Source organism: Mesorhizobium sp. M0761 (assembly GCF_040320205.1).
In the GTDB taxonomy this organism is placed as follows: Bacteria; Pseudomonadota; Alphaproteobacteria; order Rhizobiales; family Rhizobiaceae; genus Mesorhizobium.
Map to the genome: position 1 here is coordinate 89,811 of NZ_JAMYPF010000004.1, position 26,080 is coordinate 115,890.

The 26,080-nt window shown below is 62.3% G+C and carries 26 protein-coding genes and 1 pseudogene; 14 read left to right on the plus strand and 13 right to left on the minus strand.

From position 1 onward, the window contains the following. Window positions 1-6: 6 nt before the first annotated feature. Together argC and speB are read right to left on the minus strand one after the other, a co-directional pair. Complete coding sequence (argC, locus tag NKI32_RS08035) at window positions 7-933, minus strand: N-acetyl-gamma-glutamyl-phosphate reductase (protein WP_023669404.1); 927 nt, start codon at window positions 931-933, stop codon at window positions 7-9. A 29-nt stretch (window positions 934-962) separates the two neighbouring features. Then, complete coding sequence (gene speB, locus NKI32_RS08040) at window positions 963-1,964, minus strand: agmatinase (protein ID WP_023669405.1); 1,002 nt, start codon at window positions 1,962-1,964, stop codon at window positions 963-965. A 98-nt stretch (window positions 1,965-2,062) separates the two neighbouring features. On the opposite strand from speB, the pseudogene NKI32_RS08045 reads away from it, so the two are divergent. Next, a pseudogene (locus NKI32_RS08045) lies at window positions 2,063-2,282 on the plus strand (glycerophosphodiester phosphodiesterase family protein); the annotation flags it as partial. Window positions 2,283-2,482: 200 nt separating this feature from the next. On the opposite strand, the gene NKI32_RS08050 reads toward NKI32_RS08045, so the two are convergent. Then, window positions 2,483-3,355, minus strand: coding sequence for an aldo/keto reductase family oxidoreductase (locus NKI32_RS08050; protein WP_353002481.1), 873 nt, complete (start codon window positions 3,353-3,355; stop codon window positions 2,483-2,485). A gap of 91 nt (window positions 3,356-3,446) precedes the next feature. On the opposite strand from NKI32_RS08050, the gene NKI32_RS08055 reads away from it, so the two are divergent. Then, the gene (locus tag NKI32_RS08055; protein ID WP_353002482.1) at window positions 3,447-4,346 is read left to right on the plus strand and encodes a LysR family transcriptional regulator; all 900 of its coding nucleotides are present in this window, start codon (window positions 3,447-3,449) and stop codon (window positions 4,344-4,346) included. 267 nt (window positions 4,347-4,613) lie between these two features. Here NKI32_RS08055 and rpsI read toward each other — a convergent pair whose 3' ends face one another. From rpsI to NKI32_RS08070, 3 genes are all read right to left on the minus strand, one after another. Then, window positions 4,614-5,096 carry a 30S ribosomal protein S9 gene (gene rpsI / locus NKI32_RS08060; protein ID WP_023669408.1) on the minus strand — a complete coding sequence of 161 codons (483 nt, stop codon included), beginning with the start codon at window positions 5,094-5,096 and terminating at the stop codon, window positions 4,614-4,616. 1 nt (window position 5,097) lies between these two features. Then, complete coding sequence (gene rplM / locus NKI32_RS08065; protein ID WP_023669409.1) at window positions 5,098-5,562, minus strand: 50S ribosomal protein L13; 465 nt, start codon at window positions 5,560-5,562, stop codon at window positions 5,098-5,100. 216 nt (window positions 5,563-5,778) lie between these two features. Continuing rightward, window positions 5,779-6,243 carry a PaaI family thioesterase gene (locus NKI32_RS08070; protein ID WP_023693292.1) on the minus strand — a complete coding sequence of 155 codons (465 nt, stop codon included), beginning with the start codon at window positions 6,241-6,243 and terminating at the stop codon, window positions 5,779-5,781. Window positions 6,244-6,389: 146 nt separating this feature from the next. On the opposite strand from NKI32_RS08070, the gene NKI32_RS08075 reads away from it, so the two are divergent. The 6 genes from NKI32_RS08075 to NKI32_RS08100 all read left to right on the plus strand — a co-directional run bounded on the left by NKI32_RS08075 (window position 6,390) and on the right by NKI32_RS08100 (window position 10,939). Next, a complete protein-coding gene (locus NKI32_RS08075) occupies window positions 6,390-7,211 on the plus strand; it encodes an enoyl-CoA hydratase (RefSeq protein WP_023743588.1) in 822 nt (273 codons plus the stop codon). Between the two features lie 12 nt (window positions 7,212-7,223). Continuing rightward, the gene (locus NKI32_RS08080; RefSeq protein WP_023689472.1) at window positions 7,224-7,646 is read left to right on the plus strand and encodes a VOC family protein; all 423 of its coding nucleotides are present in this window, start codon (window positions 7,224-7,226) and stop codon (window positions 7,644-7,646) included. A gap of 8 nt (window positions 7,647-7,654) precedes the next feature. Further along, the gene (locus tag NKI32_RS08085; RefSeq protein WP_023693294.1) at window positions 7,655-8,431 is read left to right on the plus strand and encodes an AAA family ATPase; all 777 of its coding nucleotides are present in this window, start codon (window positions 7,655-7,657) and stop codon (window positions 8,429-8,431) included. Beyond that, window positions 8,428-8,949, plus strand: a complete 522-nt coding sequence (locus tag NKI32_RS08090) for a CoA-binding protein (RefSeq protein ID WP_023669414.1) — start codon at window positions 8,428-8,430, stop codon at window positions 8,947-8,949. The genes NKI32_RS08085 and NKI32_RS08090 overlap by 4 nt, the downstream gene beginning before the upstream one ends. A 167-nt stretch (window positions 8,950-9,116) precedes the next feature. After that, window positions 9,117-10,397, plus strand: a complete 1,281-nt coding sequence (locus NKI32_RS08095) for an O-acetylhomoserine aminocarboxypropyltransferase (protein ID WP_023693295.1) — start codon at window positions 9,117-9,119, stop codon at window positions 10,395-10,397. 209 nt (window positions 10,398-10,606) lie between these two features. Then, on the plus strand, window positions 10,607-10,939 hold the full coding sequence (locus NKI32_RS08100) for a cupin domain-containing protein (protein ID WP_373420123.1): 333 nt from the start codon (window positions 10,607-10,609) through the stop codon (window positions 10,937-10,939). 253 nt (window positions 10,940-11,192) lie between these two features. Here the strand turns inward: NKI32_RS08100 and NKI32_RS08105 are convergent, their stop codons facing one another. The 3 genes from NKI32_RS08105 to NKI32_RS08115 all read right to left on the minus strand — a co-directional run bounded on the left by NKI32_RS08105 (window position 11,193) and on the right by NKI32_RS08115 (window position 13,639). Continuing rightward, window positions 11,193-11,675 carry a transporter substrate-binding domain-containing protein gene (locus NKI32_RS08105; RefSeq protein ID WP_353002483.1) on the minus strand — a complete coding sequence of 161 codons (483 nt, stop codon included), beginning with the start codon at window positions 11,673-11,675 and terminating at the stop codon, window positions 11,193-11,195. A gap of 18 nt (window positions 11,676-11,693) precedes the next feature. Continuing rightward, window positions 11,694-12,941 carry a cytochrome P450 gene (locus NKI32_RS08110; RefSeq protein ID WP_353002484.1) on the minus strand — a complete coding sequence of 416 codons (1,248 nt, stop codon included), beginning with the start codon at window positions 12,939-12,941 and terminating at the stop codon, window positions 11,694-11,696. Window positions 12,942-13,048: 107 nt separating this feature from the next. After that, window positions 13,049-13,639 (minus strand): hypothetical protein, encoded by a 591-nt coding sequence (locus NKI32_RS08115; protein ID WP_023730886.1) that lies wholly within the window; start codon window positions 13,637-13,639, stop codon window positions 13,049-13,051. A gap of 309 nt (window positions 13,640-13,948) precedes the next feature. Here NKI32_RS08115 and clpP point away from each other — a divergent pair, with 309 nt between their 5' ends. The 4 genes from clpP (at window position 13,949) to NKI32_RS08135 (ending at window position 19,302) form a co-directional block, all read left to right on the plus strand. Continuing rightward, complete coding sequence (gene clpP, locus NKI32_RS08120; protein WP_023682306.1) at window positions 13,949-14,578, plus strand: ATP-dependent Clp endopeptidase proteolytic subunit ClpP; 630 nt, start codon at window positions 13,949-13,951, stop codon at window positions 14,576-14,578. Window positions 14,579-14,873: 295 nt separating this feature from the next. After that, complete coding sequence (gene clpX, locus NKI32_RS08125; protein WP_023682305.1) at window positions 14,874-16,148, plus strand: ATP-dependent Clp protease ATP-binding subunit ClpX; 1,275 nt, start codon at window positions 14,874-14,876, stop codon at window positions 16,146-16,148. A gap of 273 nt (window positions 16,149-16,421) precedes the next feature. Then, window positions 16,422-18,833 carry an endopeptidase La gene (lon, locus tag NKI32_RS08130; protein WP_023682304.1) on the plus strand — a complete coding sequence of 804 codons (2,412 nt, stop codon included), beginning with the start codon at window positions 16,422-16,424 and terminating at the stop codon, window positions 18,831-18,833. A gap of 196 nt (window positions 18,834-19,029) precedes the next feature. After that, window positions 19,030-19,302 carry an HU family DNA-binding protein gene (locus tag NKI32_RS08135; protein ID WP_023669423.1) on the plus strand — a complete coding sequence of 91 codons (273 nt, stop codon included), beginning with the start codon at window positions 19,030-19,032 and terminating at the stop codon, window positions 19,300-19,302. Between the two features lie 91 nt (window positions 19,303-19,393). Here the strand turns inward: NKI32_RS08135 and NKI32_RS08140 are convergent, their stop codons facing one another. Then, window positions 19,394-20,416, minus strand: coding sequence for an aldo/keto reductase (locus NKI32_RS08140; protein WP_353002485.1), 1,023 nt, complete (start codon window positions 20,414-20,416; stop codon window positions 19,394-19,396). A 184-nt stretch (window positions 20,417-20,600) separates the two neighbouring features. On the opposite strand from NKI32_RS08140, the gene hxlB reads away from it, so the two are divergent. Further along, a complete protein-coding gene (hxlB, locus tag NKI32_RS08145; protein ID WP_353002486.1) occupies window positions 20,601-21,167 on the plus strand; it encodes a 6-phospho-3-hexuloisomerase in 567 nt (188 codons plus the stop codon). Between the two features lie 3 nt (window positions 21,168-21,170). Further along, window positions 21,171-21,914 carry a creatininase family protein gene (locus tag NKI32_RS08150; protein WP_353002487.1) on the plus strand — a complete coding sequence of 248 codons (744 nt, stop codon included), beginning with the start codon at window positions 21,171-21,173 and terminating at the stop codon, window positions 21,912-21,914. Window positions 21,915-22,148: 234 nt separating this feature from the next. Here the strand turns inward: NKI32_RS08150 and NKI32_RS08155 are convergent, their stop codons facing one another. From NKI32_RS08155 to NKI32_RS08165, 3 genes are all read right to left on the minus strand, one after another. Beyond that, window positions 22,149-23,066: a carbohydrate ABC transporter permease gene (locus NKI32_RS08155; protein ID WP_353002488.1), complete on the minus strand. Its 918-nt coding sequence runs from the start codon at window positions 23,064-23,066 to the stop codon at window positions 22,149-22,151. A 9-nt stretch (window positions 23,067-23,075) separates the two neighbouring features. Further along, the gene (locus tag NKI32_RS08160) at window positions 23,076-24,191 is read right to left on the minus strand and encodes a carbohydrate ABC transporter permease (RefSeq protein WP_023711518.1); all 1,116 of its coding nucleotides are present in this window, start codon (window positions 24,189-24,191) and stop codon (window positions 23,076-23,078) included. A gap of 98 nt (window positions 24,192-24,289) precedes the next feature. After that, entirely contained in the window at window positions 24,290-25,954 is a 1,665-nt protein-coding gene (locus tag NKI32_RS08165; RefSeq protein ID WP_023705031.1) for an ABC transporter substrate-binding protein, read from the minus strand. Window positions 25,955-26,080: the final 126 nt, after the last annotated feature.

Sequence of the window (26,080 nt, forward strand, 5' to 3'; positions counted from 1 at the left end):
ACTGAATTAAAGGCCGAGCATCAGATCCATGTTCTGAACGGCAGCACCCGAGGCGCCCTTTCCGAGATTGTCATAGACCGCAATCAGCAGCGCCTGCGCCCTGTCGTCATTGGCAAAGACATAGACCTTCATCCGATTGGTGCCGTTATAGACCTCGGGATTGATCTCGGGCAGGCGCTCCACGTGCTCGTAAGGAGCTACCTCGACCACGCCGCCCTTGATGGCGGCAAAATGGTCGGCGATTGCCGCGTGCAGTTCGGCGCCGGCCGGCACATGGTCAAGCCCGCCGAGCTGCAGCGGCACCACCGTGATCATGCCTTGGGCGAAATTGCCGACCGCCGGCTGCATGATCGGATCGTGCGACAGCTTCGCATAGGTGCGCAGCTCCGGCACATGCTTGTGCTGCAGGGTCAGCCCATAGACCTGGAATTCAGAGGCATCCTCGCCCTTGGCGACATAGTCCTCGATCATCGGCCGGCCGCCGCCCGAATAGCCCGAAATGCCATTGACGGTGATCGGGAAATCCGCCGGCAGCAGGCCGGCGGCGACCAGCGGCCGCAGTGTCGCGATCGGTCCTTGCGGCCAGCAGCCGGGATTGGCGACGCGTTTTGCATTGGCGATGATCTTGGCCTGGCCCTTTTCCATCTCGGCAAAGCCATATTCCCAGCCCTCGGCGACGCGATGCGCCGTGGAGGCGTCGATCACCTTGGTGGTGTCGTTGGCAATCAGCGATACGCTTTCCTTGGCAGCCGCATCCGGCAGGCACAGGATGGCGACATCGGCTGCATTGAGGAACTCGGCGCGCGCCGCCGTTTCCTTGCGGCGCTCGGCCGGGATCGAGATGATCTCGAGGTCGCCGCGCTCGGCCAGCAGCGCCCGGATCTGCAGGCCGGTGGTGCCGTGTTCGCCATCGATGAAGATTTTCGGTTTCATGTGCCCGTCAATTCCCTGCTAATTCAGGCCTATATGCCCTGGCCATGGTTTGCCGCGCCATGGTTGCCGCTGTTCAGCTCTTCCGCCCGCGCTTTTCGCTCGGCCACCAGGCCGAGATAGTGCATGGCCACCATCGAGCCGGCGATCGCCGTTATATCGGCGTGATCATAGGCCGGCGCAACCTCGACGACGTCGGCGCCGACAATATCGACCTGGCCGAGCTGGCGCAGCGTCGACAGGATTTTCGCCGAGGACGGTCCGCCGGCAACCGGCGTGCCGGTGCCGGGCGCAAAGGCCGGGTCGAGGCAGTCGATGTCGAAGGTGAGATAGGTCTTCCTGCCGCCGGTGCGGTCGACGATCGCATAGGCGATGTCGGAAGCCCGCATCTCCTCGATCTCGTGACCGTAAAGGATCTTGATGCCGAACGTATCGGGGGCATGCGTGCGGATGCCGATCTGGATCGAGCGGTCGGGGTCGATGATGCCTTCATTGACGGCGCGGCCGACGAACGAACCATGGTCGATGCGCTTGCCATCGTCAGGCCAGGTGTCCTGGTGCGCATCGAACTGCACCAGCGCCAGCGGCCCGTGGATGGCGGCATGTGCCTTGAGCAGCGGCCAGGTGACGAAATGGTCGCCGCCGAGCGACAACAGGAAGGCGCCCGATTTCAGGATTTTCGCCGCCTCGCGCTCGATCGTGCCTGGCGTCTTCTGGTGATTGCCCGAATCGAGCAGGCAATCGCCATAGTCGATGACGGCGAGATGCTCGAACAGGTCGCGCGAGAACGGATATTGCGGGTCGTTGTCGAGGATCGCCGAGGCGCGGCGGATCGCCTGCGGCCCAAAGCGCGCGCCCGGCCGGTTGGTGACGGCGGCATCGAACGGAATGCCCCACACGACGGCGTCCGCGCCCTTTGCATCCTTGGTGTATTTGCGCCGCATGAACGACAGCGCGCCGGCATAGGTCGGCTCGAAGGAAGGCCCCGTCTTGGAGCGGGCGGTGAAGGCGTTATCGATGGTCTGGTTCGCCATTACGGGTCCTTCTTTGTTCATCGGGCTGCCACAACTACAGAACCGGCACGCAAGATGCCAGTCACAGCTTGGCGAAGGACTTGTATCGCCAAGGTGCAAGGCCCGGCGGCATCCTCTCCGGCGGCCGCGGCGATGAACTGGCGGTGCGGGCCGGCATGCCGGCCGAGACCACGGTTTCTGGGCCGAACGCGGCGCCACCATCATCCAGACCGACGAACCGAAAGCTGCCATTGGCTGGCTGGGGGCCAACGGGTTTAGGGTGCCTTATGTGGATGAGGCGAAGCCGGCCGAGCCGCGAATACGGCGAGTATCAATTAGAAATCGTACGTCGGCGCCATCACCCCACCCGGCGCTGCGCGCCGACCTCCCCATCGAGGGGAGGTAGGGCGTTGGCGCTTTAGATTCCGACAGTCGTAGCGATTGCGAGGCATGCAAGGCTGCCGCGACCTCCTACCTCCCCTCGATGGGGAGGTCGCGCCGAAGGCGCGGGTGGGGTGACAGCGCCGCCCGCAAAATCTTCACGCCGCTTTCGCCACCCCATCCAATTCCCTTAGCATATCGGCCGACAGCTCCAGTTCCGCCGCCGCCAGGTTCTCTCTCAAATGCCCGATCGACGACGTCCCCGGGATCAGCAGGATGTTCGGCGAGCGGCGCAGCAGCCAGGCGAGCGCAACCTGCAAGGGTGTGGCGCCGAGCCGCGCGGCCACATCCGACAAGGTCGACGACTGCAGCGGGCTGAAACCGCCGAGCGGGAAGAACGGCGTGTAGGCGATACCGGCGCGCGCCAGTTCATCGATCAACCCGTCGTCGTCGCGATGCGCCAGATTGTACTGGTTCTGCACGCAGACGATCTCGGCGATCCCACGGCCTTCCTCGACCTGCGCTGGGGTGACGTTGCTCAGGCCGATATGGCGCACCAGACCCTTGCGCTGCAGTTCGGCAAGCGCGGTCAACTGCGGCTCGATCGAGCCCTCGGCCGGACCCATCACCCCGAACATGATGCGCAGATTGACGACATCCAGCACCTCAAGGCCGAGATTCCTGAGATTGTCGTACACGGCCTGCTCTAGTTCCTTGGCGGAATAGGCAGGCAGCCAGGAGCCGTCGCTGCCGCGCCGCGCCCCGATCTTGGTGACGATGACGAGGTCTTGCGGATAGGGCGCCAGCGCTTCGCGGATCAGCTGGTTGGTTACATGCGGGCCATAGTAGTCGCTGGTGTCGATGTGGTTGACCCCGGAGGCCACCGCTTCGCGCAGCACTGCAATGGCCGCGTCATGATCCTTCGGCGGACCGAAAACGTGCGGGCCGGCAAGTTGCATGGCGCCGTAGCCGAGCCGTTTCACGGTGTGGCTGCCGAGGGTGAATGTGCCGGATTTTTGGATGGTGGACATGGTCGGTCTCCTTTGAGGAGGCGAAGATAGACGCTGCTCAACCTCGGGATAATAAGGTACAATCCGTACAGCTTGTGCGGAATGGCGAACAATGATGGACCTTGGCGATCTGAACGCTTTCGTGACGGTGGCGCGTGCCGGCGGTTTTCGGGAAGGGGCTCGCGCCAGCGGCGGCAGCGCGTCGGGCCTGAGCGAAGCGGTGCGCCGCCTGGAGACGCAGCTCGGCGTCAGGCTGTTCAACCGCACCACACGCAGCGTTGTTCCAACCGACGCAGGCCTCAGCCTCTTGGGAAGGCTTGGCCCGGCGCTGTCGGAGGTGGAGGCGGCCCTCGACGTGGTTAATGGCTTTCGCGACAGGCCGGCCGGTTCGCTGCGCCTCAACGTCCCGGTCAGCGCCGCGCGGCTGATATTGCCCGACATCGTTCCGGGCTTCCTCGCCGCCTATCCCGGCATTCGGCTGGAGGTCATCGCCGATGAGAACTTCGTCGACGTGTTGGCGGCCGGCTGCGACGCCGGCATCCGCTATGACGAGCGACTGGAGCAGGACATGATCGCGGTGCCGATCGGACCGCGCGTCCAGCGCTTCGCCACTGGCGCCAGCCCCGCCTATCTCGATCGCCATGGGCGGCCGCAGCACCCGAGCGATCTGCTTGGCCATGCTTGTCTGCGCGGCCGTTTTGCCAGTGGTTCGATGCTGCCGTGGGAATTCGAGCGCGACGGCGAGGTGGTGCGGGTCGACACGACGGGGCCGTTGATCGTGCGCATCGGCGGGGCGAGCGATCTTGCCGTCCATGCGGCGATTGCCGGCAGCGGCATCGTCGCTCTCTTTGTAGGGTGGCTTCGCCCTCACTTCGAATGCGGTGACCTGGAGCCCGTGCTCGAACCGTGGTGGCAGAGCTTTCCCGGGCCATTTCTGTACTATCCCGGACGGCGTCTGGTTCCGGCGCCGCTACGGGCGTTTATCGATTACATCAAGGCCGGCAAGTTCTGAGACTTGAACCGAGGCCGGCGCCATCACCCCACCCGGCGCTTCGCGCCGACCTCCCCATCGAGGGGAGGTAGGGTGCCGCGTTTTTATGGTCGAACTGGTTTGCTAGCCGCTGGACCATCGTGGATTGTCCGGGCGGCAAAACTGCCGCGACCTCCTACCTCCCCTCGATGGGGAGGTCGGCGCGCAGCGCCGGGTGGGGTGACTGCCGAGACCCAAAAGAAAAGGCCGCCCGGAGGCGGCCTTTCGATGTCTGGAACGTCGCAGCGCTTAGCGCTTCGAGAACTGGAAGGAACGACGGGCCTTCGCCTTGCCGTACTTCTTGCGCTCGACGACGCGGCTGTCGCGGGTCAGGAAGCCGCCCTTCTTGAGCACGGCGCGCAGTGCCGGCTCATAGTAGGTCAGCGCCTTGGAGATGCCGTGACGAACGGCACCGGCCTGGCCGGACAGGCCGCCGCCGATGACGGTGGCGACGATGTCGTACTGGCCGGCGCGGTTGGAAGCGATGATCGGCTGGTTGAGGATCATCTGCAGGACCGGACGCGCGAAATAGGTCGCGAATTCCTTGTCGTTGACGACGATCTTGCCCGAACCCGGCTTCACCCAGACGCGGGCGATGGCGTTCTTGCGCTTGCCGGTGGCATAGGCGCGGCCCGACTTGTCGAGCTTCTGGACATGGACGGGTGCTGCCGGCTGGGTGTTGGTGTTGCCGGTGGCGGCGCCCAATTCTGCGAGCGAGGAAAGCTCAGCCATCTTATGCAACCTTCTTGTTCTTGGCGTTCAGCGCGCCGACGTCGAGGGTGACGGGCTGCTGGGCGACATGCGGATGTTCCGTGCCTGCATAGACGCGGAGGTTCTTCATCTGACGACGGCCGAGCGGCCCGCGCGGGATCATGCGTTCGACGGCCTTCTCGACGACACGCTCGGGGAAACGGCCCTCGAGCAGCTGGCGCGCGGTGCGCTCCTTGATGCCGCCGGGGTGACCGGTGTGCCAGTAATAGACCTTGTCGGTGAACTTCTTGCCGGTGAACACCACCTTGTCGGCATTGATGACAATGACGTTATCGCCGTCGTCGACATGCGGGGTGAAGGTGGGCTTGTGCTTGCCGCGAAGATGATTGGCGATGACAGTGGCGAGACGGCCGACGACGAGACCCTCGGCGTCGATCAGCACCCACTTCTTCACCACATCCGCAGGCTTCTGCGAAAAGGTTGCCATGGATTTTCTGCTTTCGATTTTGACCTTCCGAAGAAGGCGTTTCTTGTTGCTTGGATTGGCGACAAGGCACTTGCCCGCCGCCAATAACAAAACGGCGGCCTTTGCGGGCCGCTGCTTCGTGACGGCTTATAGGCGAGGGGGTGGTGCACGTCAAGGCGCGGGAAAAGCACGTCTGCTCGTAAAGTGTAATAAAAACAAAGGTTTGATCAAAAGGTATTATTTTACCACATCGGCGGCGCGCTTCGGCGGGATCGAATAGGTGCCGGTCGCATGCGCTACCGTGTGTCCCTTCGGTCCGGCGACGATGTCGATATCGAACACCATCAGGCTCTTGCCCAGCTTCAGGATGCGGCAATGGCCGTCGATCGGCCCGGCTTCGGCCTTGCGGACAAAATTGATGTTGAGGTTGACGGTAACCGAAAGCGCATCCGGCCCGGCATGGCTGAGCACGCAGACATAGCCGCCAATGTCGGCCAGCGTGAACAGCGAGGGCCCGGACACCGTGCCGCCGGGACGCAAATGCCGTTCGCTGGCGTTGAGCCGCACCGTGCAGCCGCCGGGAAACACATCGAGCGCCTCATACGACGTGAACTCGTCGTTGAGCTGGGGGTAGACGCTGGCCATCAGCGCATTGACTTCAGCCGCCGTCAGCACCGGCTTGAGATTGTCCTGGGCGGGCATGTCGGTCTCTCGTTCTATGCCGGGCCTGTATGAACGCAATGATGCGCTTCTGGCAACACCTCTGGCGCAAGCGATGGGTGTTGATGAAACTCGATCCGATATTAGATAGTCTGGCGGCGCCCGGCGGAATCGCGGAGACCCTTGTCATGGCCGAAATCCTTTCGATCAAACCTGTTGCCATAGACGGGCCGGTCATCGCCGGGCTGGACAAGGGCGTGCTGCGCCTGACGCTCGCCAATCCGCCCGCCAATGCCTTGTCGCTTTCCGTCATGGCGGCATTGAGCGCCGAGCTCGACCATGCCAAGGCCAACAAATCGGTCCGCGTCATCGTCCTGGCGGCCGCCGGGAAAGTCTTTTGCGCCGGCCACGATCTCAAGGAAATGACCGCGCGCCGCGCCGACGCCGACAAGGGCAAGGGGTTTTTCGAGCAGACATTTTCGGCTTGCGCGGCGTTGATGCAGCAGATCGTGCGCCATCCGCTCCCGATCATCGCCGAAGTCGATGGCCTCGCCACTGCTGCGGGGCTGCAACTGGTTGGCAGTTGCGACCTCGCCATTGCCTCGCATGAGGCGACCTTCTGCACGCCGGGCGTCAATATCGGCCTGTTTTGTTCGACGCCGATGGTGGCGCTGTCACGCAACGTGTCTCACAAGCACGCCATGGAAATGCTGCTCACCGGCGAGACCATCGATGCCGCAACCGCCAAGGAATTCGGCCTGGTCAACCGCGTCGTGCCGCGCGAATACCTGAATCAGATCGTCACCAAATACGCGCAAACCATTGCCTCCAAATCATCTCTGGTGGTCAAGACCGGCAAGGAAGCCTTTTACGCGCAGGCCGAGATGGGGTTGGCGGACGCGTATGCCTATACCGGCCGCGTCATGGTCGAGAACATGCTGGCCCGCGACGCCGAGGAAGGCATCGGCGCCTTTATAGGCAAGCGTAAACCGGAATGGACGGACGAATAGGCTTTTCGATCCATGGAACCGCGCATCTCCATCATCACCATCGCCACCGACGATCTCGAGCGCGCCGTGCGCTTTTACGAGGGCATGGGCCTGAAGCGCCACGCCGGCATCACCGATGGCGTCGCCTTCTTCCAGATGGGCGGCGCCATTCTCGGCCTGTTCCCGAGGCCAAGCGCCGAGGAGGATTCAGGCATTGCCTTCGCCGCAGCACCGTCGGCGGTCTACCTCGCCTACAACACCCGCTCCGATGCCGAAGTCGACGACGTGCTGGCGGCCGCCGAGAAGGCCGGCGGCAGGATCGTCAAGCCGGCAGGCCGCGCCTTCTGGGGCGGCTGGTATGGATATTTCGCCGATGCCGACGGCCATGTCTGGGAAGTCGCACACAATCCGGCCTTCCCGATCGCGGATGACGGCACCATCTCGCTGCCGGACTGAGCGTCCGCATGGGCTATCGCAAGCAACTGACCCGGCTTAAGGCGCCTTATCTCAAACGCATCCTGATTGACCCCGAGCGCGTGGAAGATTGGGACAAGTATCCCTGGAACCTGCCTCTGTTCCGCGGCCGCGAATTCGAGCTCGAATTCACCACGCCGATCACCATCATTGTCGGCGAAAACGGCACCGGCAAATCGACGCTGCTGGAAGCGATCGGCGCGCTGGCCGGTTACGACGAAGCCGGCGGCGGCAAGGGCTACATGCCCGTCGACCACTCCGGCGCCATCGACGAGAGTGGTGCAGCGCTTGCCGACACGTTGCGCGGCCACTGGCTGCCGAAGGTCACAGCGGGTTGGTTCTTCCGCGCCGAATCTTTTTACTCGGTTGCCCGCTATCTCGATCAGGCGGCGCTGGAATCTGGCGGGGCGCCGCCGGATTTCCTGTCCTGGTCGCATGGTGAAGGGTTCATCCGCTTCTTCGAGGAGCGCTGCCGCCGGCAAGGTATCTACATCCTCGACGAGCCCGAAAGCGCGCTGTCGCCATCGCGGCAGATCGAGCTGCTGAAGATGCTGCGGCGCATGGACCGGTCCGGCACGGCTCAAGTGATCATGGCGACGCACTCGCCGCTGCTGATGGCCTGTCCGGGCGCGCGGCTGTTCCGCATCAGCCGCTTCGGCCTCGACCCCACAGATTTCACCGATACCGATCATTTTCGCATGATGCGCGACTTCTGCACGGACCCGCAGTCCTTTATGGAGGAAGCACTGAGGGAGACCGACGAGTGAATCACGATAGCTACGACAATGCCTACATCGGCGGCATCCTCAATTCTGTGAAGACCATCGCCATGGTCGGCGCGTCGGCCAACGATGTCAGGCCGAGCTTTTTCGTGCTGAAATACCTGCTGGCCAAGGGCTTTTCGGTGTTTCCGATCAATCCGGGGCAGGCCGGCAAGGAAATCCTCGGCCGCATGACCTATGCCAGCCTTGCCGATCTGCCTGAACCGGTCGACATGGTCGACATCTTTCGCGCCTCCGCAGCGGTGCCCGGCATTGTCGATGAGGTGCTGAAGCTCGACCCCTTGCCGAAAGTCGTCTGGATGCAGCTTGGCGTGCGCGATGACGAGGCGGCCGCGCGTGCCGAGGCGGCCGGTATCAAGGTGGTGATGAACCGCTGCCCGAAGATCGAATATGGCAAGCTGTCGGGCGAGATCGGCTGGACCGGCGTCAACTCCGGTGTGCTTTCGTCGAAGAAGCCGCTGATGCGGTCGGGATTCCAGAGTTTCGGTGTGCGCCAGAAGTAAGGCAGTGAATGGTGAATGGTGAATAGAAGGATTTTCCTGGAAGCCGGGTAAAGCCGCATATGAGCGGCTTGCAATCAAGGTGGGACTGGCCGACTTTGCGACCACCATTCATCGCTCACCATTGACCATTTCATCATTCACACGTTTACCGCTCAGGGAGGTTTTCGATGACCCGCACGCCCGGTTTCAACACGCTCGCCGTCCATGCCGGCGCCAAGCCCGACCCGGCGACGGGCGCACGCGCCACGCCGATCTACCAGACGACCTCCTTTGTGTTCGACGATGCCGACCATGCCGCCTCGCTGTTCGGGCTGAAGGCCTTCGGCAACATCTACACCCGCATCATGAACCCGACCCAGGCGGTGCTGGAAGAGCGGATCGCGGCGCTCGAAGGCGGCACGGCTGCACTTGCCGTTGCTTCCGGCCATGCCGCACAGGTGATCGTGTTCCACAATCTCATGCGGCCTGGCGATAATTTCGTCGCCGCCACAAGGCTTTACGGTGGTTCGATCAATCAGTTCGGCCATGCCTTCAAGAATTTCGGCTGGGAGGTGCGTTGGGCCGACACCAACGACGTCTCCACCTTCGAAAGCCAGATAGACGACAAGACCAAGGCGATCTTCATCGAGAGCCTGGCCAATCCCGGCGGCACCTTCGTCGACATAGAGAAAATCGGCGACATCGCCCGCAAGCACGGCTTGCCGCTCATCGTCGACAACACGCTGGCCTCGCCCTATCTGGTGCGGCCGATCGAGCATGGCGCCGACATCGTCGTCCATTCGCTGACCAAGTTCATCGGCGGCCACGGCAATTCGATCGGCGGCGCCATCGTCGATGGCGGCACGTTCGACTGGTCGAAATCCGGCAAATATCCGATGCTGTCGGAGCCGCGCCCCGAATATGGCGGCCTTGTCCTGCACGAAACCTTCGGCAATTTCGCTTTCGCCATCGCCGCGCGCGTGCTTGGCCTGCGTGACATCGGCCCGGCGATTTCGCCGTTCAATGCCTTCCTGATCCTGACCGGGCTGGAGACCTTGCCACTCAGGATGCAGCGCCATTGCGACAATGCGATCACCGTAGCCGGCTGGCTGTCCAACCACCCCAAGGTCGCCTGGGTCAACTATCCCGGCCTGCCCAGCGACAAGAACAACGCGCTGCAGAAGAAATACTCGCCGCAAGGCGCCGGTGCTGTCTTCACCTTCGGCCTGAAGGGCGGCTACGACGCAGGCATCAAGTTCGTCGAGGCGCTCGAACTGTTCTCGCACCTCGCCAATGTCGGCGATACCAAGTCGCTGGTCATCCATCCGGCCTCGACCACGCATCGCCAGCTTTCCGACGAGCAGAAGGTCAAGGCGGGTGCCGGACCGGACACGGTCCGGCTTTCCGTCGGCATCGAGGATGTCAACGACATCGTCGCCGATCTGGAACAGGCTTTGACCAAGGTTTGATTTTTTGAGTGAGTAGTGAGTAGTGAGTAGTGAGTAGTGAGTAGTGAGTAGTGAGTAGTAGTCGGTATTCACTAGTTAGCAGTGATTAGTGATTAGCCACCCGCTCGAGGGAGCGCTTTCCGCTCACTACTCACTACTCACTAGTCACTACTCACTGCACTACTCACTAGTCACTAATCTGTTGGAGGCAAACCCTGTCCGCGCATTACTTGGCAATATCGACCGACAGCGTCGACGCCGAACATGGCGCCCCGGCGCCGGATCGTCTGATTGCGGGCGATCCGAAGTTCCGCACCTGGAATGTCGAGGAGCGCGATGGCCGCCTCTATGCCGGCATCTGGGAAGCGACGCCGGGCAAATGGCGCATCGAATATGACGAATGGGAGTTCTGCCACATCCTGTCCGGCGTCTCGGTGGTTGCCGAGGATGGCGGCGAGGCGCGCACGGTCCGGGCCGGCGACAGCTTCGTGCTCAGGCCAGGCTTCAGGGGCAGCTGGGAAGTGCTTGAAACGACCCGCAAGGAGTATGTGGTCAAGCTCTGATCTCGCGGCGCGCTTGGACTTCACAAAAGCCGATCGATGTCAGTGTCGGAAAAGCCGTATCCGCTCATCATCTCCCTGTGCCAGGGACTGCCAAGCAAATCACTGAGGCATAAGTCGACGCGCTGGAGCAGGGTGGCACTGCCTTTGGCGAGAGCGAAAGCGCCGGGCGCTGGCTGTTTTTCGACTGCCGGGACGTCGACGACGTCGAGAGGCGCGTCGGGTCGCCGGCTCAGATAGCCGCGATGCGCGAGCGCTACACTCGCATAGGCATGCACCACGCCGGCCCGACGGCGTTAGCTGCTTCGGCCTGGGTGGCAAATATCCTTAGCCGTTCGGGCTGAATAGCGTTTTGCAGGGCCGTCCGGTGCTGGATCTGGCCCGATATGACGCCGATCAGCGCCGTCCGATCATTGGCGACGGACCGATAGCCATCGAAGGCGCGGGGATTGTCTTTCGCGACCAGCAATCCATCCGCCAGCATCCAGATCGGCCTTGTGAAGTCGACCAGCTTCCGGCGGTCGTCGGAAATGAACAGGCCGGTGGTTATGTCCCACCGATCTTCGGCAAACCCAGGCAGCAGCTCGGCAAACTCGGTCTCGATGGGCAAAAGTTCCAGCCCGAGCGTCAGGCAGACCCTCTTGGCCAGTTGGGCATCGCTGCCGCCCAGACGTCCCGATCCGTCTATAAAGCAGAAGGGTGGTTCCTGTAGAAAGGCGAATCTCATTTTCTCGGGCATGCGTCGGCTCCGCCGTCCTCACAAGCTCACAATGAGCTTTTCCAGCCCATGGAAATGATAGGTGTCGCGGAAGCGCGGCTGCTCCGCAAGATGGAGTTGCGGCTGCCGCTCGAACAGGGTTTTCAGCGACACCTGCAATTCCAGCCGCGCCAGCGGCGCACCAATACAGAAATGGATACCGGCGCCGAACGAGACATTCTTCTGGTCTGGTCGGCCGGGCCGGAAGGCGCCAGGTTCGGCAAAGGCAAGCGGATCATGATTGGCCATGCCGAGCAGCAGGCCGACCGTCACGCCCGGTTGTACGACAACCCCGGATGTCACCTCGACCTCCTGATAGGCGTAGCGGGTGAACATGTGCAGCGGCGCGTCGAAGCGCAGGCACTCCTCGACCGTTGCAGCGGTTGCTTCCGGCGAGGTGAAGAAACGGCCGGGGTCGCCGCCTTGCGCCAGCAACGTGCGCACGGCGTTGCCGGTTTGATGGACGGTCGCCTCGTGGCCGGCATTGAGCAACAGGATGGCGGACGAGACCAACTCGTCTTCCGACAGCTTCTGGCCATCCTCCTGCGCCGCGATCAGCAGCGACAGCAGGTCGTCGCCAGGCTTCTTGCGCCGCTCGGTGACATAGCCGCGCAAAAAGTCGGAAAAATCGCGCGCGGCGCGATTGGCCGCTTCCTCGGTCTCGCGCGTCCGGCCATGCATGTACATGGCCACCATCCGGTGCGACCAGTCGAGCAGTTGCGGCCCCATTTCGACCGGCACACCGAGCATTTCGGCAATGATGGTGATCGGCAAAGGTGCGGCGAAGCTGGGCAATAGATCGACCTGGCGCGGCTCGAAACGGTCGATCAGCTCATTGGCCAGCGCCTCCACGCGCGGCCGCAGCCGCTCGACCTGGCGCGAGACGAAGGCGCGGTTGACCAGGGTTCTGAGCCTGGTGTGCACCGGCGGCTCCAGCTCCAGCATCGAATTGCTCTCGATGCCGTCGAAAGCGGCCAAATGCGAGCGATCCTCGCCGATGCCGCGGCTGTCGGGAATGCCGGCCGGGTTCTGGCGGCCGAAGCGGCGGTCGCGCAACAGCCGGTTGACGTCGTCGAAGCCGCCAAAGCACCAGAAGCCGAATTCCTCCCAGAAGAAGGCATTCGATGCGCCATGCAGGACGGCATAGGCGTCGTAGGGGTTCTGGAAAAACGCCGGTTCGTGCGGATCGAGCCGCAGGCGGCGCGTGGCTGGATCAAAGGCGAGGTAGGGCGGCATGGATGTGGTCATGCCAGACCATTACCGCGGCTTGCCGGCTTGGTGCCAGACCGGATGTTGGCACCCGACGGCCCTATGGATTGAGCCAACCGAGGCGGACCTCGGCGAAGTACCGAAGTCTAATCCTCGCAATGCCTGGCAATATGCACGCGGCGCCAGCTGGTCGAGCCTTCCTGCACCACCACCCGGCGCGCCATCCTCTGGTATGACGGCGCTATCTGGGTGACGTGCCGCCGCTCGGGCCGCACCAGCACTTCATGGGCGACGCTCTCATATTCGGCCGGCAGCACAACCCGGCGGGTGCGCTCCGGTTCAACCACCACCGTTTCGGCCACACGCGCGTAGCGGGCCTTGCGCCACACCTTGCACAGCACCTTGCGGCCGTGGATGACGCGCCATTCCCAGGCATAGCCGCCATCGTCGACCTGGACCGTGCGGTAAACGGTGCGGGTTCTCGCCGGTACGATGTCATAGGTGACTCGGGGCGGCGCGATCTGCTCGACGCGCTCCATGGTGCCATAGATCGGCGGATCATAGTCGACCAACTGCCCGCCGGGACTGACCATGACGTCTTCATAGACGGTGTCATAGAGCGCCGGCCTGTGCACCGGCTCATAGCATTCGGCGGCCCGGCCGTCGGCAACCGCATCGGACACCATGCCGAGACCGGCAAGGCCGGAAATGGCGAGGCAAACAGTTTTCCTGATCATGGCACTCCCCCTGTTTGAACGCGAGAAGGTGAGGTTCAACGTTGAACTGTAGGGGATGGTTCTCCGGGGGAAAGCGGTTTCGCCGCGTTTCGTTAAGCGACGGGGTTAAGGAATTGCTACACCGCAAAAACGCCGTTGGCCGCCTTCGGGCTTCCCTTGCGCGGAAACCTTGATTCGACTTAACCAGATGGCTAGGAGAGGCGGCCTTGCGCTAGGGTGAGCCGGCATCCTATTTACATTCTAACCATCAAGAACCGATTCTGCCCGATTTCCCGGCGCCGGAATCCCCATCTCCAAAAAGGGTAGTCCATGAAGAACCCCGTCGAAACCTACATGAACCTCGTTCCGATGGTGGTCGAGCAGACCAATCGCGGCGAGCGGGCCTACGACATTTTCTCGCGCCTGCTGAAAGAGCGCATCATTTTCATCACCGGCCCGGTCGAAGACGGTATGGCGACGCTGGTTTGTGCACAGCTTTTGTTCCTCGAGGCCGAGAACCCGAAGAAAGAGATCAATCTCTACATCAACTCGCCGGGCGGCGTGGTGACCTCGGGCATGGCGATCTACGACACCATGCAGTTCATCAAGCCGGCGGTGTCGACGCTGTGCATCGGCCAGGCGGCGTCGATGGGCTCGCTGCTTCTGACCGCCGGCCACAAGGACATGCGTTTTGCCACGCCGAACGCCCGTATCATGGTTCACCAGCCTTCCGGCGGTTTCCAGGGCCAGGCCTCCGACATCGAGCGGCACGCGCAGGACATCATCAAGCTGAAGCGCCGCCTCAACGAGGTCTACGTCAAACACACCGGTAAGAGCTACGAAGACATTGAAAAGACGCTTGACCGCGACCATTTCATGACAGCCGACGAAGCCAAGGATTTCGGCCTCATCGACAAGGTCATTTCGTCGCGCGAGCCGGTCGAAGGCGCTGCGGCATAAGCGCTGCATGGCAGTTGGATGGCGGGATAACGCGCTTTTGCTGGGATTTGCGGCATTTCGGCCACAATTGGCTGTTCCCTCGGTGGATGGGATTGCCTACGTTAAGGCTATGTTGATTTTCGACGGCTTAGCTTTGTGCAGGGTTGGCGCGAATCATTGCGACGTTTTCTGATTTGTGTTTCGTACGGAATGCGTTGCGGGAGCCGGGACACTGGCGGCGGCGAATTCCCGCGATAGATAGGATATGCGCCCTTTCAGCCAGACCATCGGCGGGCGGCCATGAAAGGACAGGAAAATGAGCAAAGTCGGCAACAACAGCGGTGATTCGAAGAACACGCTTTATTGCTCGTTTTGCGGCAAAAGCCAGCACGAGGTGCGCAAGCTGATCGCCGGCCCAACGGTGTTCATCTGCGACGAGTGCGTAGAGCTGTGCATGGACATCATCCGCGAGGAGAACAAGACCTCGATGGTGAAGTCGCGCGAGGGCGTGCCGACCCCGCAGGAGATCCTGAAGGTTCTCGACGACTATGTCATCGGCCAGCCCTACGCCAAGCGCGTGCTGTCGGTGGCTGTCCACAACCACTACAAGCGCCTGGCGCATGCCGGCAAGAACAACGACGTCGAATTGGCGAAGTCCAACATCCTGCTGATCGGCCCGACCGGTTGCGGCAAGACGCTGCTTGCCCAGACGCTGGCCCGCATCATCGACGTGCCCTTCACCATGGCCGACGCGACGACGCTGACCGAAGCCGGTTACGTCGGCGAGGACGTCGAAAACATCATCCTGAAGCTGCTGCAGTCGGCCGACTACAATGTCGAGCGCGCCCAGCGCGGCATCGTCTACATCGATGAAATCGACAAGATCTCGCGCAAGTCCGACAACCCATCGATCACCCGCGACGTGTCGGGCGAGGGCGTGCAGCAGGCGCTTCTGAAGATCATGGAAGGCACCGTTGCCTCCGTGCCGCCGCAGGGCGGCCGCAAGCATCCGCAGCAGGAGTTCCTGCAGGTCGACACCGCCAACATCCTGTTCATCTGCGGCGGCGCCTTCGCCGGGCTGGACAAGATCATCTCGGATCGCGGCAGGAAGACTTCCATCGGCTTCGGCGCCATCGTCGCTTCGCCCGAGGATCGCCGCACCGGTGACGTGTTCCGCCTGGTCGAGCCCGAGGATCTCTTGAAGTTCGGCCTCATCCCCGAGTTTGTCGGCCGTCTGCCGGTCCTGGCGACGCTGGAAGACCTCGACGAGCCAGCGCTAATCCAGATCCTGACCGAGCCGAAAAACGCGCTGGTCAAGCAGTATCAGCGGCTGTTCGAGATGGAGAGTGTCGACCTGACCTTCCATGAGAATGCGCTGTCGGCGATCGCCAAGCGCGCCATCGAGCGCAAGACCGGCGCCCGTGGCCTCCGCTCGATCATGGAAGCGATCCTGCTCGACACCATGTTCGAACTGCCCGCCCTGGAAGGCGTGCGCGAAGTGGTGATTTCGGAAGAAGTGGTGACCGGCAGCGCCCGGCCGCTCTACATCTATTCCGAGCAGAAGGAAAAGAAGGGCAACGTCAGCGCCTGATCTGGCATCTGGCCTAACCTTTTTATGGAACGGCGCCCGCGGGGCGCCGTTTTGCTGTGGTGAGGTACCGATCCTTGTGACGGAGTGGATGAACGAACGTGTCGACCCTTGATCTTTGCCCCTCGTGCATCCAACTAACATCGGAAGGCCGTGGTGCCGAATTCTGTGCTGTAAAACTCCCGTCACAAACGGTGGTAGGCGGAACGATCCCCGGTCGTTAATATGAGATTCGCGGTTGGCTCAATTAGCGGCCGCGACATGAAAGGTTGGACAATGGCCAAAATATCCAAGGCTCCCAGCGACGGCGTCTTCGCAGTCCTCCCACTGCGCGACATCGTGGTGTTCCCGCACATGATCGTTCCGCTCTTTGTCGGGCGTGAAAAGTCGATCAAGGCGCTGGAAGAAGTTATGGGTCAGGAAAAGCAGATCCTGCTTGCCACCCAGATGAATGCCGCCGATGACGATCCCGAGCCCGATGCGATCTTCGACATCGGCACGCTCGCCAATGTGCTGCAATTGCTGAAGCTGCCCGACGGCACCGTCAAGGTGCTGGTCGAAGGCGCTTCGCGTGCCAAGATCGTCTCGTTCACCGACCGTCCGGACTTCCACGAAGCTACCGCCACGGCGCTGGTCGAGCCGGAGGAGGAAGAGGTCGAGGTCGAGGCGCTCGCCCGTTCGGTCGTCACCGACTTCGAAAACTACGTCAAGCTGAACAAGAAGATCTCGCCTGAAGTGGTGGGCGCCGCCAGCCAGATCGACGACTATTCCAAGCTCGCCGATACGGTTGCTTCGCACCTCGCCATCAAGATCCCCGAGAAGCAGGAGATGCTGGCCACGCTGTCCGTCAAGGAACGGCTGGAAAAGGCGATGGGCTTCATGGAAGCCGAAATCTCCGTCCTGCAGGTGGAGAAGCGCATCCGCTCGCGCGTCAAGCGCCAGATGGAGAAGACGCAGCGCGAATACTACCTCAACGAGCAGATGAAGGCGATCCAGAAGGAACTCGGCGAAGGCGAGGACGGCCGCGACGAGGCCGCCGAGATCGAGGCGCGCATCAAGAAGACCAAGCTCTCCAAGGAGGCCCGCGAAAAGGCGGAAGCCGAGTTGAAGAAGCTGCGGACGATGTCGCCGATGTCGGCGGAATCGACCGTCGTGCGCAATTATCTCGACTGGATCCTGTCGATCCCGTGGGGCAAGAACTCCAAGGTCAAGCAGGACCTGGCGTTTGCGCAGAACGTGCTCGACACCGATCATTTCGGCCTCGACAAGGTCAAGGACCGCATCGTCGAGTATCTCGCCGTGCAAAGCCGCCAGAAGAAGCTGAAGGGGCCGATCCTGTGCCTCGTCGGCCCTCCCGGCGTCGGCAAGACCTCGCTCGGCAAGTCGATCGCCAAGGCGACCGGCCGCGAGTTCATCCGCATGGCGCTTGGCGGCGTGCGTGACGAGGCCGAGATCCGTGGCCACCGCCGCACCTATATCGGCTCGATGCCCGGCAAGGTCATCCAGTCGATGAAGAAGGCCAAGAAGTCCAACCCGCTCTTCCTGCTCGACGAGATCGACAAGATGGGCCAGGACTTCCGCGGCGATCCGTCATCGGCTTTGCTCGAGGTGCTCGATCCCGAGCAGAACTCGACGTTCATGGACCATTACCTCGAGGTCGAATACGACCTGTCGAGCGTGATGTTCGTGACGACGGCGAACACACTGAACATCCCTGCGCCCCTGATGGACCGCATGGAGATCATCCGTATCGCCGGCTACACCGAGGACGAGAAGATCGAGATCGCCAAGCGTCACCTGATGCCCAAGGTGATCCGCGATCATGCCCTGCAGCCGAAGGAATTCTCCGTCGGCGAGGACGCGATCCGCGGCATCATCCAGACCTACACCCGTGAAGCGGGCGTCAGAAGCCTGGAGCGCGAGCTGATGAAGCTCGGGCGCAAGGCGGTGACCGAGATCCTGAAGACGAAGAAGAAGACGGTGAGCATCACGGCGGCGAACCTCGCCGATTACCTCGGTGTTCCGCGCTTCCGCTTCGGCCAGGTCGAGGCTGACGATCAGGTCGGTGTCGTCACCGGTCTTGCCTGGACGGAAGTCGGCGGCGAGCTGCTGACGGTCGAAGGCGTCATGATGCCCGGCAAGGGCCGCATGACGGTGACCGGCAATCTGCGCGACGTGATGAAGGAATCGATCTCGGCGGCGGCCTCTTATGTCCGCTCGCGGGCCATCGATTTCGGCATCGAGCCGCCGCTGTTCGACAAGCGTGACATCCACGTCCACTTGCCCGAAGGCGCCACGCCGAAGGACGGTCCGTCTGCAGGTGCTGCCATGGCGACGGCCATCGTATCTGTCATGACTGGTATTCCGGTCCGGGCCGATGTGGCGATGACTGGCGAGATAACGCTTCGCGGCCGCATCTTGCCGATCGGCGGCCTCAAGGAGAAACTGCTCGCCGCACTGCGCGGCGGCATCAAGAAGGTGCTGATCCCGGAAGACAACGCCAAGGATCTGGCGGAGATACCGGACAATGTGAAGAACGGTATGGAGATCATTCCGGTCTCACGTGTCGGCGAGGTTCTGAGGCACGCGCTGGTGCGCATGCCGGAGCCAATCGAGTGGGTCGAGCCAGTCAATCCGCCGGCTTCCACCGATACCGTTGACGATGCTGGAAAGTCGCTTGCACATTAGAAACTACTAAAGTTGCAGTGCACAAAGAGAGAGCCGGGCCTTGAGCCCGGCTTTTTCATGTGAAAAACCCACCATTTCCGGGCTTTTTTCAACTTTTTTCCGGCTTTTTGACTTGGGTTTGCGAGCGCTTCTTTCTAAAGTCCCTCTCCTGCCGGATGAGTCGAAAGTTCCGGTTTTCTCATGGAAGGGAATTTTTATGAACAAGAACGAACTGGTTTCCGCTGTCGCTGAATCCGCGAGCATTTCGAAGGGTGACGCACAGTCGGCGGTTGAGGCGGTGTTCTCCGTCATCACTGGCGAACTGAAGAAGGGCGGCGATGTACGGCTCGTCGGCTTCGGAAATTTCACCGTCTCCAAGCGTGCGGCATCGACTGGCCGCAACCCGCAGACTGGCGCGGAAGTGAAGATTCCGGCGCGTACCGTGCCGAAGTTCTCGGCCGGCAAAGGCCTCAAGGACGCGGTCAACTAAAAATTTTTTCAGAGAATGTTGAAAAGCCGGGTTCGCCCGGCTTTTCTTTTGCCTCGATGGCGGCAGGCCGTCAGCCCGCTGAGGCGAGCCTTCAGCCCACCGGCGCATCCGCACGCATCAGGCCTTCCTGCTTGAGGTCGGCCCACAGCGCCGCGGGCAGCTTGGCATCGAGCAGGACGCGGTTGCTTTCGACTTCGCTCGGCCGCTGGCCGCCGGGGATGACCGACACCACGCAAGGGTGCAGCAGCGGAAACTGCAGCGCCGCCTCGATCAGCCTGACGCCATGGCGCTGGCAGACGGCCTCGATGCGCCCGACGCGATCCATGATGTCCCTTGGCGCCTCGGAGTAATTGTAATAGGCGCCTGGCTTCGGCCCGGTCGCCAGGATGCCGGAATTGTAAGGACCGCCGAGAACGATGCCGATGCCGCGTTGCTCACAGAGCGGCAGGAAGGTGGCAAGCGCTTCCTGTTCCAGCAGCGTGTAGCGCCCGGCCAGCAGGAACAGGTCGAAGTCGCCACGCTCCGCCAGCGTCTGGCAAACCTCCCATTCGTTGATGCCGCCGCCGAAGGCCTTGATCACGCCCTGGTCGCGCAGCGCAACCAGTCCGTTGTAGCCCGAGGCCATGAATTCCTCGATGCGCTGGTCTGACGCCTCCTTTCTGCCATGGGTGAAGATGTCGAGGTCATGGACGAAAAGGATGTCGATGCGGTCGACGCCAAGCCGTTCCAGCGACGCCTCGAACGAGCGCATGACGCCGTCATAGCTGTAGTCGTAGACCTCCTTGCGCGTCGGTGTGTCGAAGAACTTGCCGATGCCGGTTCGTTCCTCCGGCGGGCAGGCGCGCAACAGGCGACCGACCTTGCTCGACAGCACATAATCGTCACGCTTCCTGCCGCGCAGGAAGGCATTGAGCCGTGTTTCGGCAAGGCCCAGGCCATAGAGCGGCGCGGTGTCGTAGTAACGGCAGCCGGTCGCCCACGCCGCCTCCAGCGTCGCGTTGGCATCCTCGTCGGGGACGGCGCGGTAAAGGTTGCCGAGCGGCGCGCTGCCGAAGCCAAGCTCGGTGAAGTCGAGGCCGCCATTGCCGATGCGGTCGAAATGCCGTGTCTTCATGTCGTGCTGATTTCCTGGATTGATTGTCTGACATGACACTATCACGCCGCTGGCTCAGCAAAAGCCGCCATGGCCGTTGGACAGGCATTTTCGCGGTGATAGCATGAACAAAAAACAAGCCTTTTTCCGAAAGCGCGCAACCCGAAATCACCGGCCACAACCCAGCCGGACAGATGGGACTCTCATGACGAATGCCGGCTCGGATATGTTTTCGACGGCCCTGCAAGAGCTGGGCGCCGTACTGGCGCGCGTCGACGAAGCCGGCATCGACACCGCCTGCGAAACCCTGGCCCGCGCGCAAAAGATCGTCGTCTATGGCTGCGGCCGCGAGGCCTTGCAGCTCAAGGGTTTCGCCATGCGCCTCTATCACCTCGGGCTTGAGGTGTCGGTGGTCGGCGACATGAACACGCCACCGCTTGGCGCAGCCGATGTCTTCCTGGTCAGTTCCGGCCCGGGCGAGACGACGACGGTGCTCACCTTGATGCAAGTCGCCCGCAAGGCCGGCGCCACCGTGCTTTTGCTCACCGCCGAGGCAGGCAGCAGTGCGGTCGCCCTTGCCGACTTCACCTTGCTGATCCCGGCGCAGACCATGGCGCGTGACCAGGGGCCGCAAAAGACATCGCTGCTGCCGATGGGCTCGGTCTTCGAAGGGGCGCTGTTCCTGCTGTTCGAGGTGATGGTGCTGAAGCTCAAGGCGCTGACCGGCCAGTCGTCGGAGGCCATGCGCACCCGCCACACCAACCTGGAATAGATCATGCGCTACGAACTGATGCTGCCGCACCAGATCCGCAAGGCGATCGCCGAGAACTGGCCGGTCGCTCTCCCGCTCGGCGTGCTCGAATATCACGGCGAGCACATGGCTGTCGGCATGGACACGCTGGCCGTCATCAAGACGCTGGAGCTCTACGAGAAGGAGGCCGACATCCTCATCCTGCCGGCTTTCTACTACGGTGCGGCGAGCTATGTGGTGGCAGCACCCGAAGGCAACGGCTCGGTGCAGGTCGGCGGCAACCAGCTGGCGCCGTTCGCCGGAGAATTGTTCTACAGCCTGCTGCGCATCGGCTTTCGTAACATCAACGCCATCATCCACCACCAGACCGAGAACTTTGCCGCCGGCATGCCGACTGATCTCGCCTTCAAGGCCGCCGGCCGCCAGGCGATCTTCCGCTTCCTCGAGAAGCAGCGCGGCGAGGGCTGGTGGGGCTCAGACGAGATGGCCGATTATTATGCCGGGCACGCCGCCGGCGAGAATTTCTTCAACTGGGTGCAGGTGCACCCGCTGATGTCGGCTGCCATGAACGGGAAGTATCCGTTCGATCACGCCGGTGTTGGCGAGACATCATTGATGCTGGCACTGTGTCCGGAAGCGGTCGATGCCGGGCGTTTTGGCGAGAATACCGCGTGGTATACGGCGAGTGCGCCGGAGGCCTCGGCGGAGCTGGGGCGAAAGGGTGTGGCGATGATCATGGATCACCTGAGGGCGATATTGGGGCGCTAGCAGACAAAGTCGCTCTGTAGCGATCCTTCACACCCCCCCTCTGTCCTGCCGGACATCTCCCCCGCAAGGGGGGAGATCAGATGTCATTTCCGCTTTCGCCAAATCACCTACGTCGCAAGAAAAGCGATGCAGCCAAAGCTGCCGATCTCCCTCCTTGCGGGGGAGATGGCCGGCAGGCCAGAGGGGGGTGCTGTCCCGCCGAGGTCAACAGTAGAGGGGCACGCCGCCTCTCGTCTACTTCACCGCGCCAGCCGTCATGCCCATTATCAGATAGCGCTCCAGCGCAATCCCGATCACCGCCAGCGGTGCGATCGCGGCGGTGGCGAGCGCCGCCATCGACCACCAGTTGATGCCTTGCGAGCCGGTCTGGCTCGCCACCATCACCGGAATGGTCTTGGCGTCGGTCGAGGTCAGGAGTGCCGCAAAAAAGTACTCGTTCCAGCACAGCACCATCGCCAGGATGAAGGCGGCGATCATGCCCGGCAGCGCAATCGGCATGACGATACGGAAAAAAGCGCCCCAGATCGACAGGCCGTCGACCAGCGCTGCCTCCTCGAGCTCGACCGGGATCGAGTTGAACTGGTCGCGCATGATCCAGATGACGATCGGCAGCACCATCAGCGTGTAGAGCAGGATCAGGCCGATGCGTGTGTCGAGCAGGCCGACTTCGCGGTAGAGCACCAGGAAGGGCAGGGCGAGCACCACCGGCGGTAGGATCAGTTGCGACAGGAAGAAGAAGGAGATGTCCTCGTTCTTGAACCAGGCGAACTGATAGCGGTAGCGGGTCAGCCCATAGGCGGCGAGGCTGCCAATGACGATGGCGAGGCTCGACGCACCGACCGAGGTGATGACCGAATTCATGAAGCGCTTGAAAAACTCCTCCCGCACCGTCGAGGTCTGGAAGATCGAATCCGGCGACAGGCCGAGCGAGCGCCAGCCCTTCCAGTCCGGTTGGAAGTCGACGAACGGAATGAGGTGTCCTTGCGTGACATCGACCGCGGTCTTGAACGAGGTGGTGATGGTCCAGTAGATCGGGAACAGGCAGATGAAGGCCCAGAACGCCAGCGCGCCATAGATGAAGATGCGATTGGCCAGAAAACCCAGCGGTGAGCGGATTTCCGAGGCAGCATAGTCGGTGGTCTGGACGCTCATTGTGCCTCGTCAGTTCACGTTGCGCACGAAGCGATTGGCGAATTTCAACAGCCAGGTCACGAACACGACGATGATGACAAGATAGGCCATCGCCAGCATGGTGCCGTAGCCGACATTCGAACGGTCGCGGTATTCGCGGTAGATGAAGCTCGACACCGAATCCGTGGCGCCGCCGGGGCCGCCGGAGGTGACGGTAATGATGATGTCGGCAAGCTTCAGCTTGAAGATGATGCGCAGGATCACCGCCGTGACCGACACCGGCAGCATCAGCGGGAAGGTGACCTGCCAGAAAGTCTGCCAGGGCGTGGCGCCATCGACGCGCGCCGCTTCCAGCACGTCGCGCGACATCGCCTGCAGGCCGGCAAGCAGCATGATCATCATGAACGGGATGAAGGTCCAGGCGTCGAGCACCATGATCGAGATGCGGGCGGTGATCGGGTTGGAGAAGAAGGCGGGGTTTTCCCAGCCGACATGGCGCGCCAGCGTCGCCGCCGGCCCGAAACGGTACTCCATCAGCGATTTGCCGATCATCCACGACACCGCGACCGGCGACAGCATCAGCGGCATCAGGAAGACGACTCGGAAGAATTTGCGCGCCCGGATCTGCGCGTTGAGCAGCAGCGCCAGGCCGAAGGCAATCACATACTCAACCAGCACGGCGAGCACATAAAGCACCATGTTGAACAGCGCGTTGCGGTAGTAGGGATCGGCCAGCATCTGCCAGAAATTGTCGAGCCCGTTGAACTTGCGGCCGGAAAAGGACGACAGGTTCCAGTCGGTCAGCGCGATGTAGAAGCCGAACAGCGTCGGGAAGATCACCATGGCGATGGTGAACAGCAGCGCCGGCAGCAGGAACAGCGCGCGCTGGCCGTCCTCGCCGCGCGTCAGCACCTGGCCGATGCCGAGCGCCACGCCCCACAGAACATAGGCGTAGACGATCGGACGCCAGGTCTCGAAGCCGAGCGTGGTGATCTCGTTCTTGTAGAGGATCTCAAACGCGATCACCGCCAGCAGGCCAAGCGTGGCGGCCGCCATCAGGGCAAAACCCGCCCGCTTGCGGGCCGGCGAGATCAGATCGGCTGGACCGGCGTTGGCCGGCCATGCATTGGTGGTCTGGTCAGCCACGCGTCCCCGTCCGTTTAAAAAACCAAGCCTGCGACCGGCCCGAGCCGGTCAGGTCCGGCGGCTTGCACCGCCGGACCTGTTGTCACGATAGGATCAGCCTACACGCCGAGCGAGGCCTTGTAGAGCTTGATCTGGTTTTCGCGGCCGATCTGGTCGGTCAGCTTCTCCCAGGCCGCGGCAATGGCGTCGGCGCCTTCCTGCGCCTTCATCTTGCCGGCGAATGTATTGGCCAGAATGTCCTCGGCAGCCGAATAATACTGGAAGATGCCGGGGATGCGCGGTTCGATCGCCGCGTTCGGATGGTTGTAGCTGTCGGCTTCCGACTTCAGATACGAGGTGATGAACGCCTCGTCGTAGCCTGCCGCCACCCATTCGGGAATGTCGAAATGCGAGTTGCGGTAGGGCTGGAAGCCGGACGGATACATCGCCGTCCAGATTGACAGGTCCTTGCCGCCGAGATGAGCGGCGGCCGACCATGCCGCTTTCTTCTTCTTTTCGTCCGTATCGACGCGGGCCATGACGTAGACGCCCCAGCCGAGATAGGCGCAGTTCGGCGCATAGTTCGGGCCGCTGGCGAGTTTGTCCCAAGCGCCGGTCTTGGCATTGTAGACGTCGTCGGACCCCGGCAGGATCGAGAAGCCGGTGACGTCGCCGATGACCGAGCTATCGTTGGTCTTGACGTTGGAGCCGACGTCGCCCCACCAGGTGACCATCGAACCGGTGCCGGCCAGGAACTGCTGGAAGGCTGTCGTGTTCGGGTCGGCGTTGATCTGGTCGGCGGGCTCCGACGGCAGCGCGTCGATGACGTCCTGGATGGCGCGCACCCAGGCCGGATTGTTGATGCGCGGCTTCATCGTGTCGGCATCGAACAGCCAGGCCTTGTCGTCGGGATGCTTGGCATAGGCGGTGGCGCGGCTGCCGAGGAAGTAGAAGCCGAAACCGCCCCAGGCCTTGGGCGCATCGAGATAGCCGAAGACGTCCTGGTCCTTGAACTTTTTGCCCTTGAGGAATTTTGTGACGGCCTGGACTTCCTGCCAGGTCTTCGGCACACCCCATTCGGTGGTCGCGCCGCCGTCCTTCCACGCCTTGGCGAGGTCGGCATCGGCAAAAACGTCGGTGCGGTAATTGAAGTTGTGCGCATCGCCATCGACGGTGATCCGGTACTGCTTGCCGTCCCAGGTGCCGACCGGCGGCTGCAGATAGGCCACGACATCCTTCATGTCGATCTGCTCTTTGACCCAGTCGGGCATCTCGGACGTCAGGCCCTTGCCGCAGACATCGCCTTCGAAGGGCGCGCCCATCTCGATGATGTCGAAGTCGACGGTGCCGGTTGCGATCGACTGCTGCAGGCGGGCATTGTAGTCGGCCTGCGCCAGGTCGATCCAGCTGATCTTGGCGCCGGTATAGGCCTCCCACGGCTTCAGGAAGCCGCGGAACAGCACATTGTGCAGGTTCTGGTTGTTGAGGCCCATGAAGGTGAGCTCGACGCCGGCGAATTCGCCTTCCTTGACGTTGGCCTTGGTGGCTTCCAGGCAGAGTTCGCCGACCTTCTGGAAATCGGCATCCGTCGGCTGACCCTTGCCGACGCCGGGGATCTGAAGAATTTTGGAGCGTAGCTCGCTGGCGGCTTCAGCCGGGCGGGTGAAAGCGCCGAGCCCAGCGCCCGATGCGGCGGCGATCGCGGCCATCGAGGCCGCGCCCTTGAGTATGTCACGCCGGGTGGCACCCGCGCGGACGAGTTTTTCGTACAGACCGACTCTCATCTATTCCTCCCAGAACAACAGTCGTGAATTAAAATGCCAATCCCTCCGACGCCGAAACGTCGGCGGTTCTCCTTTATCATACGGGGACGTGGGACCCCACCCTGCGTCGCCTGGAGCTCCGATTTT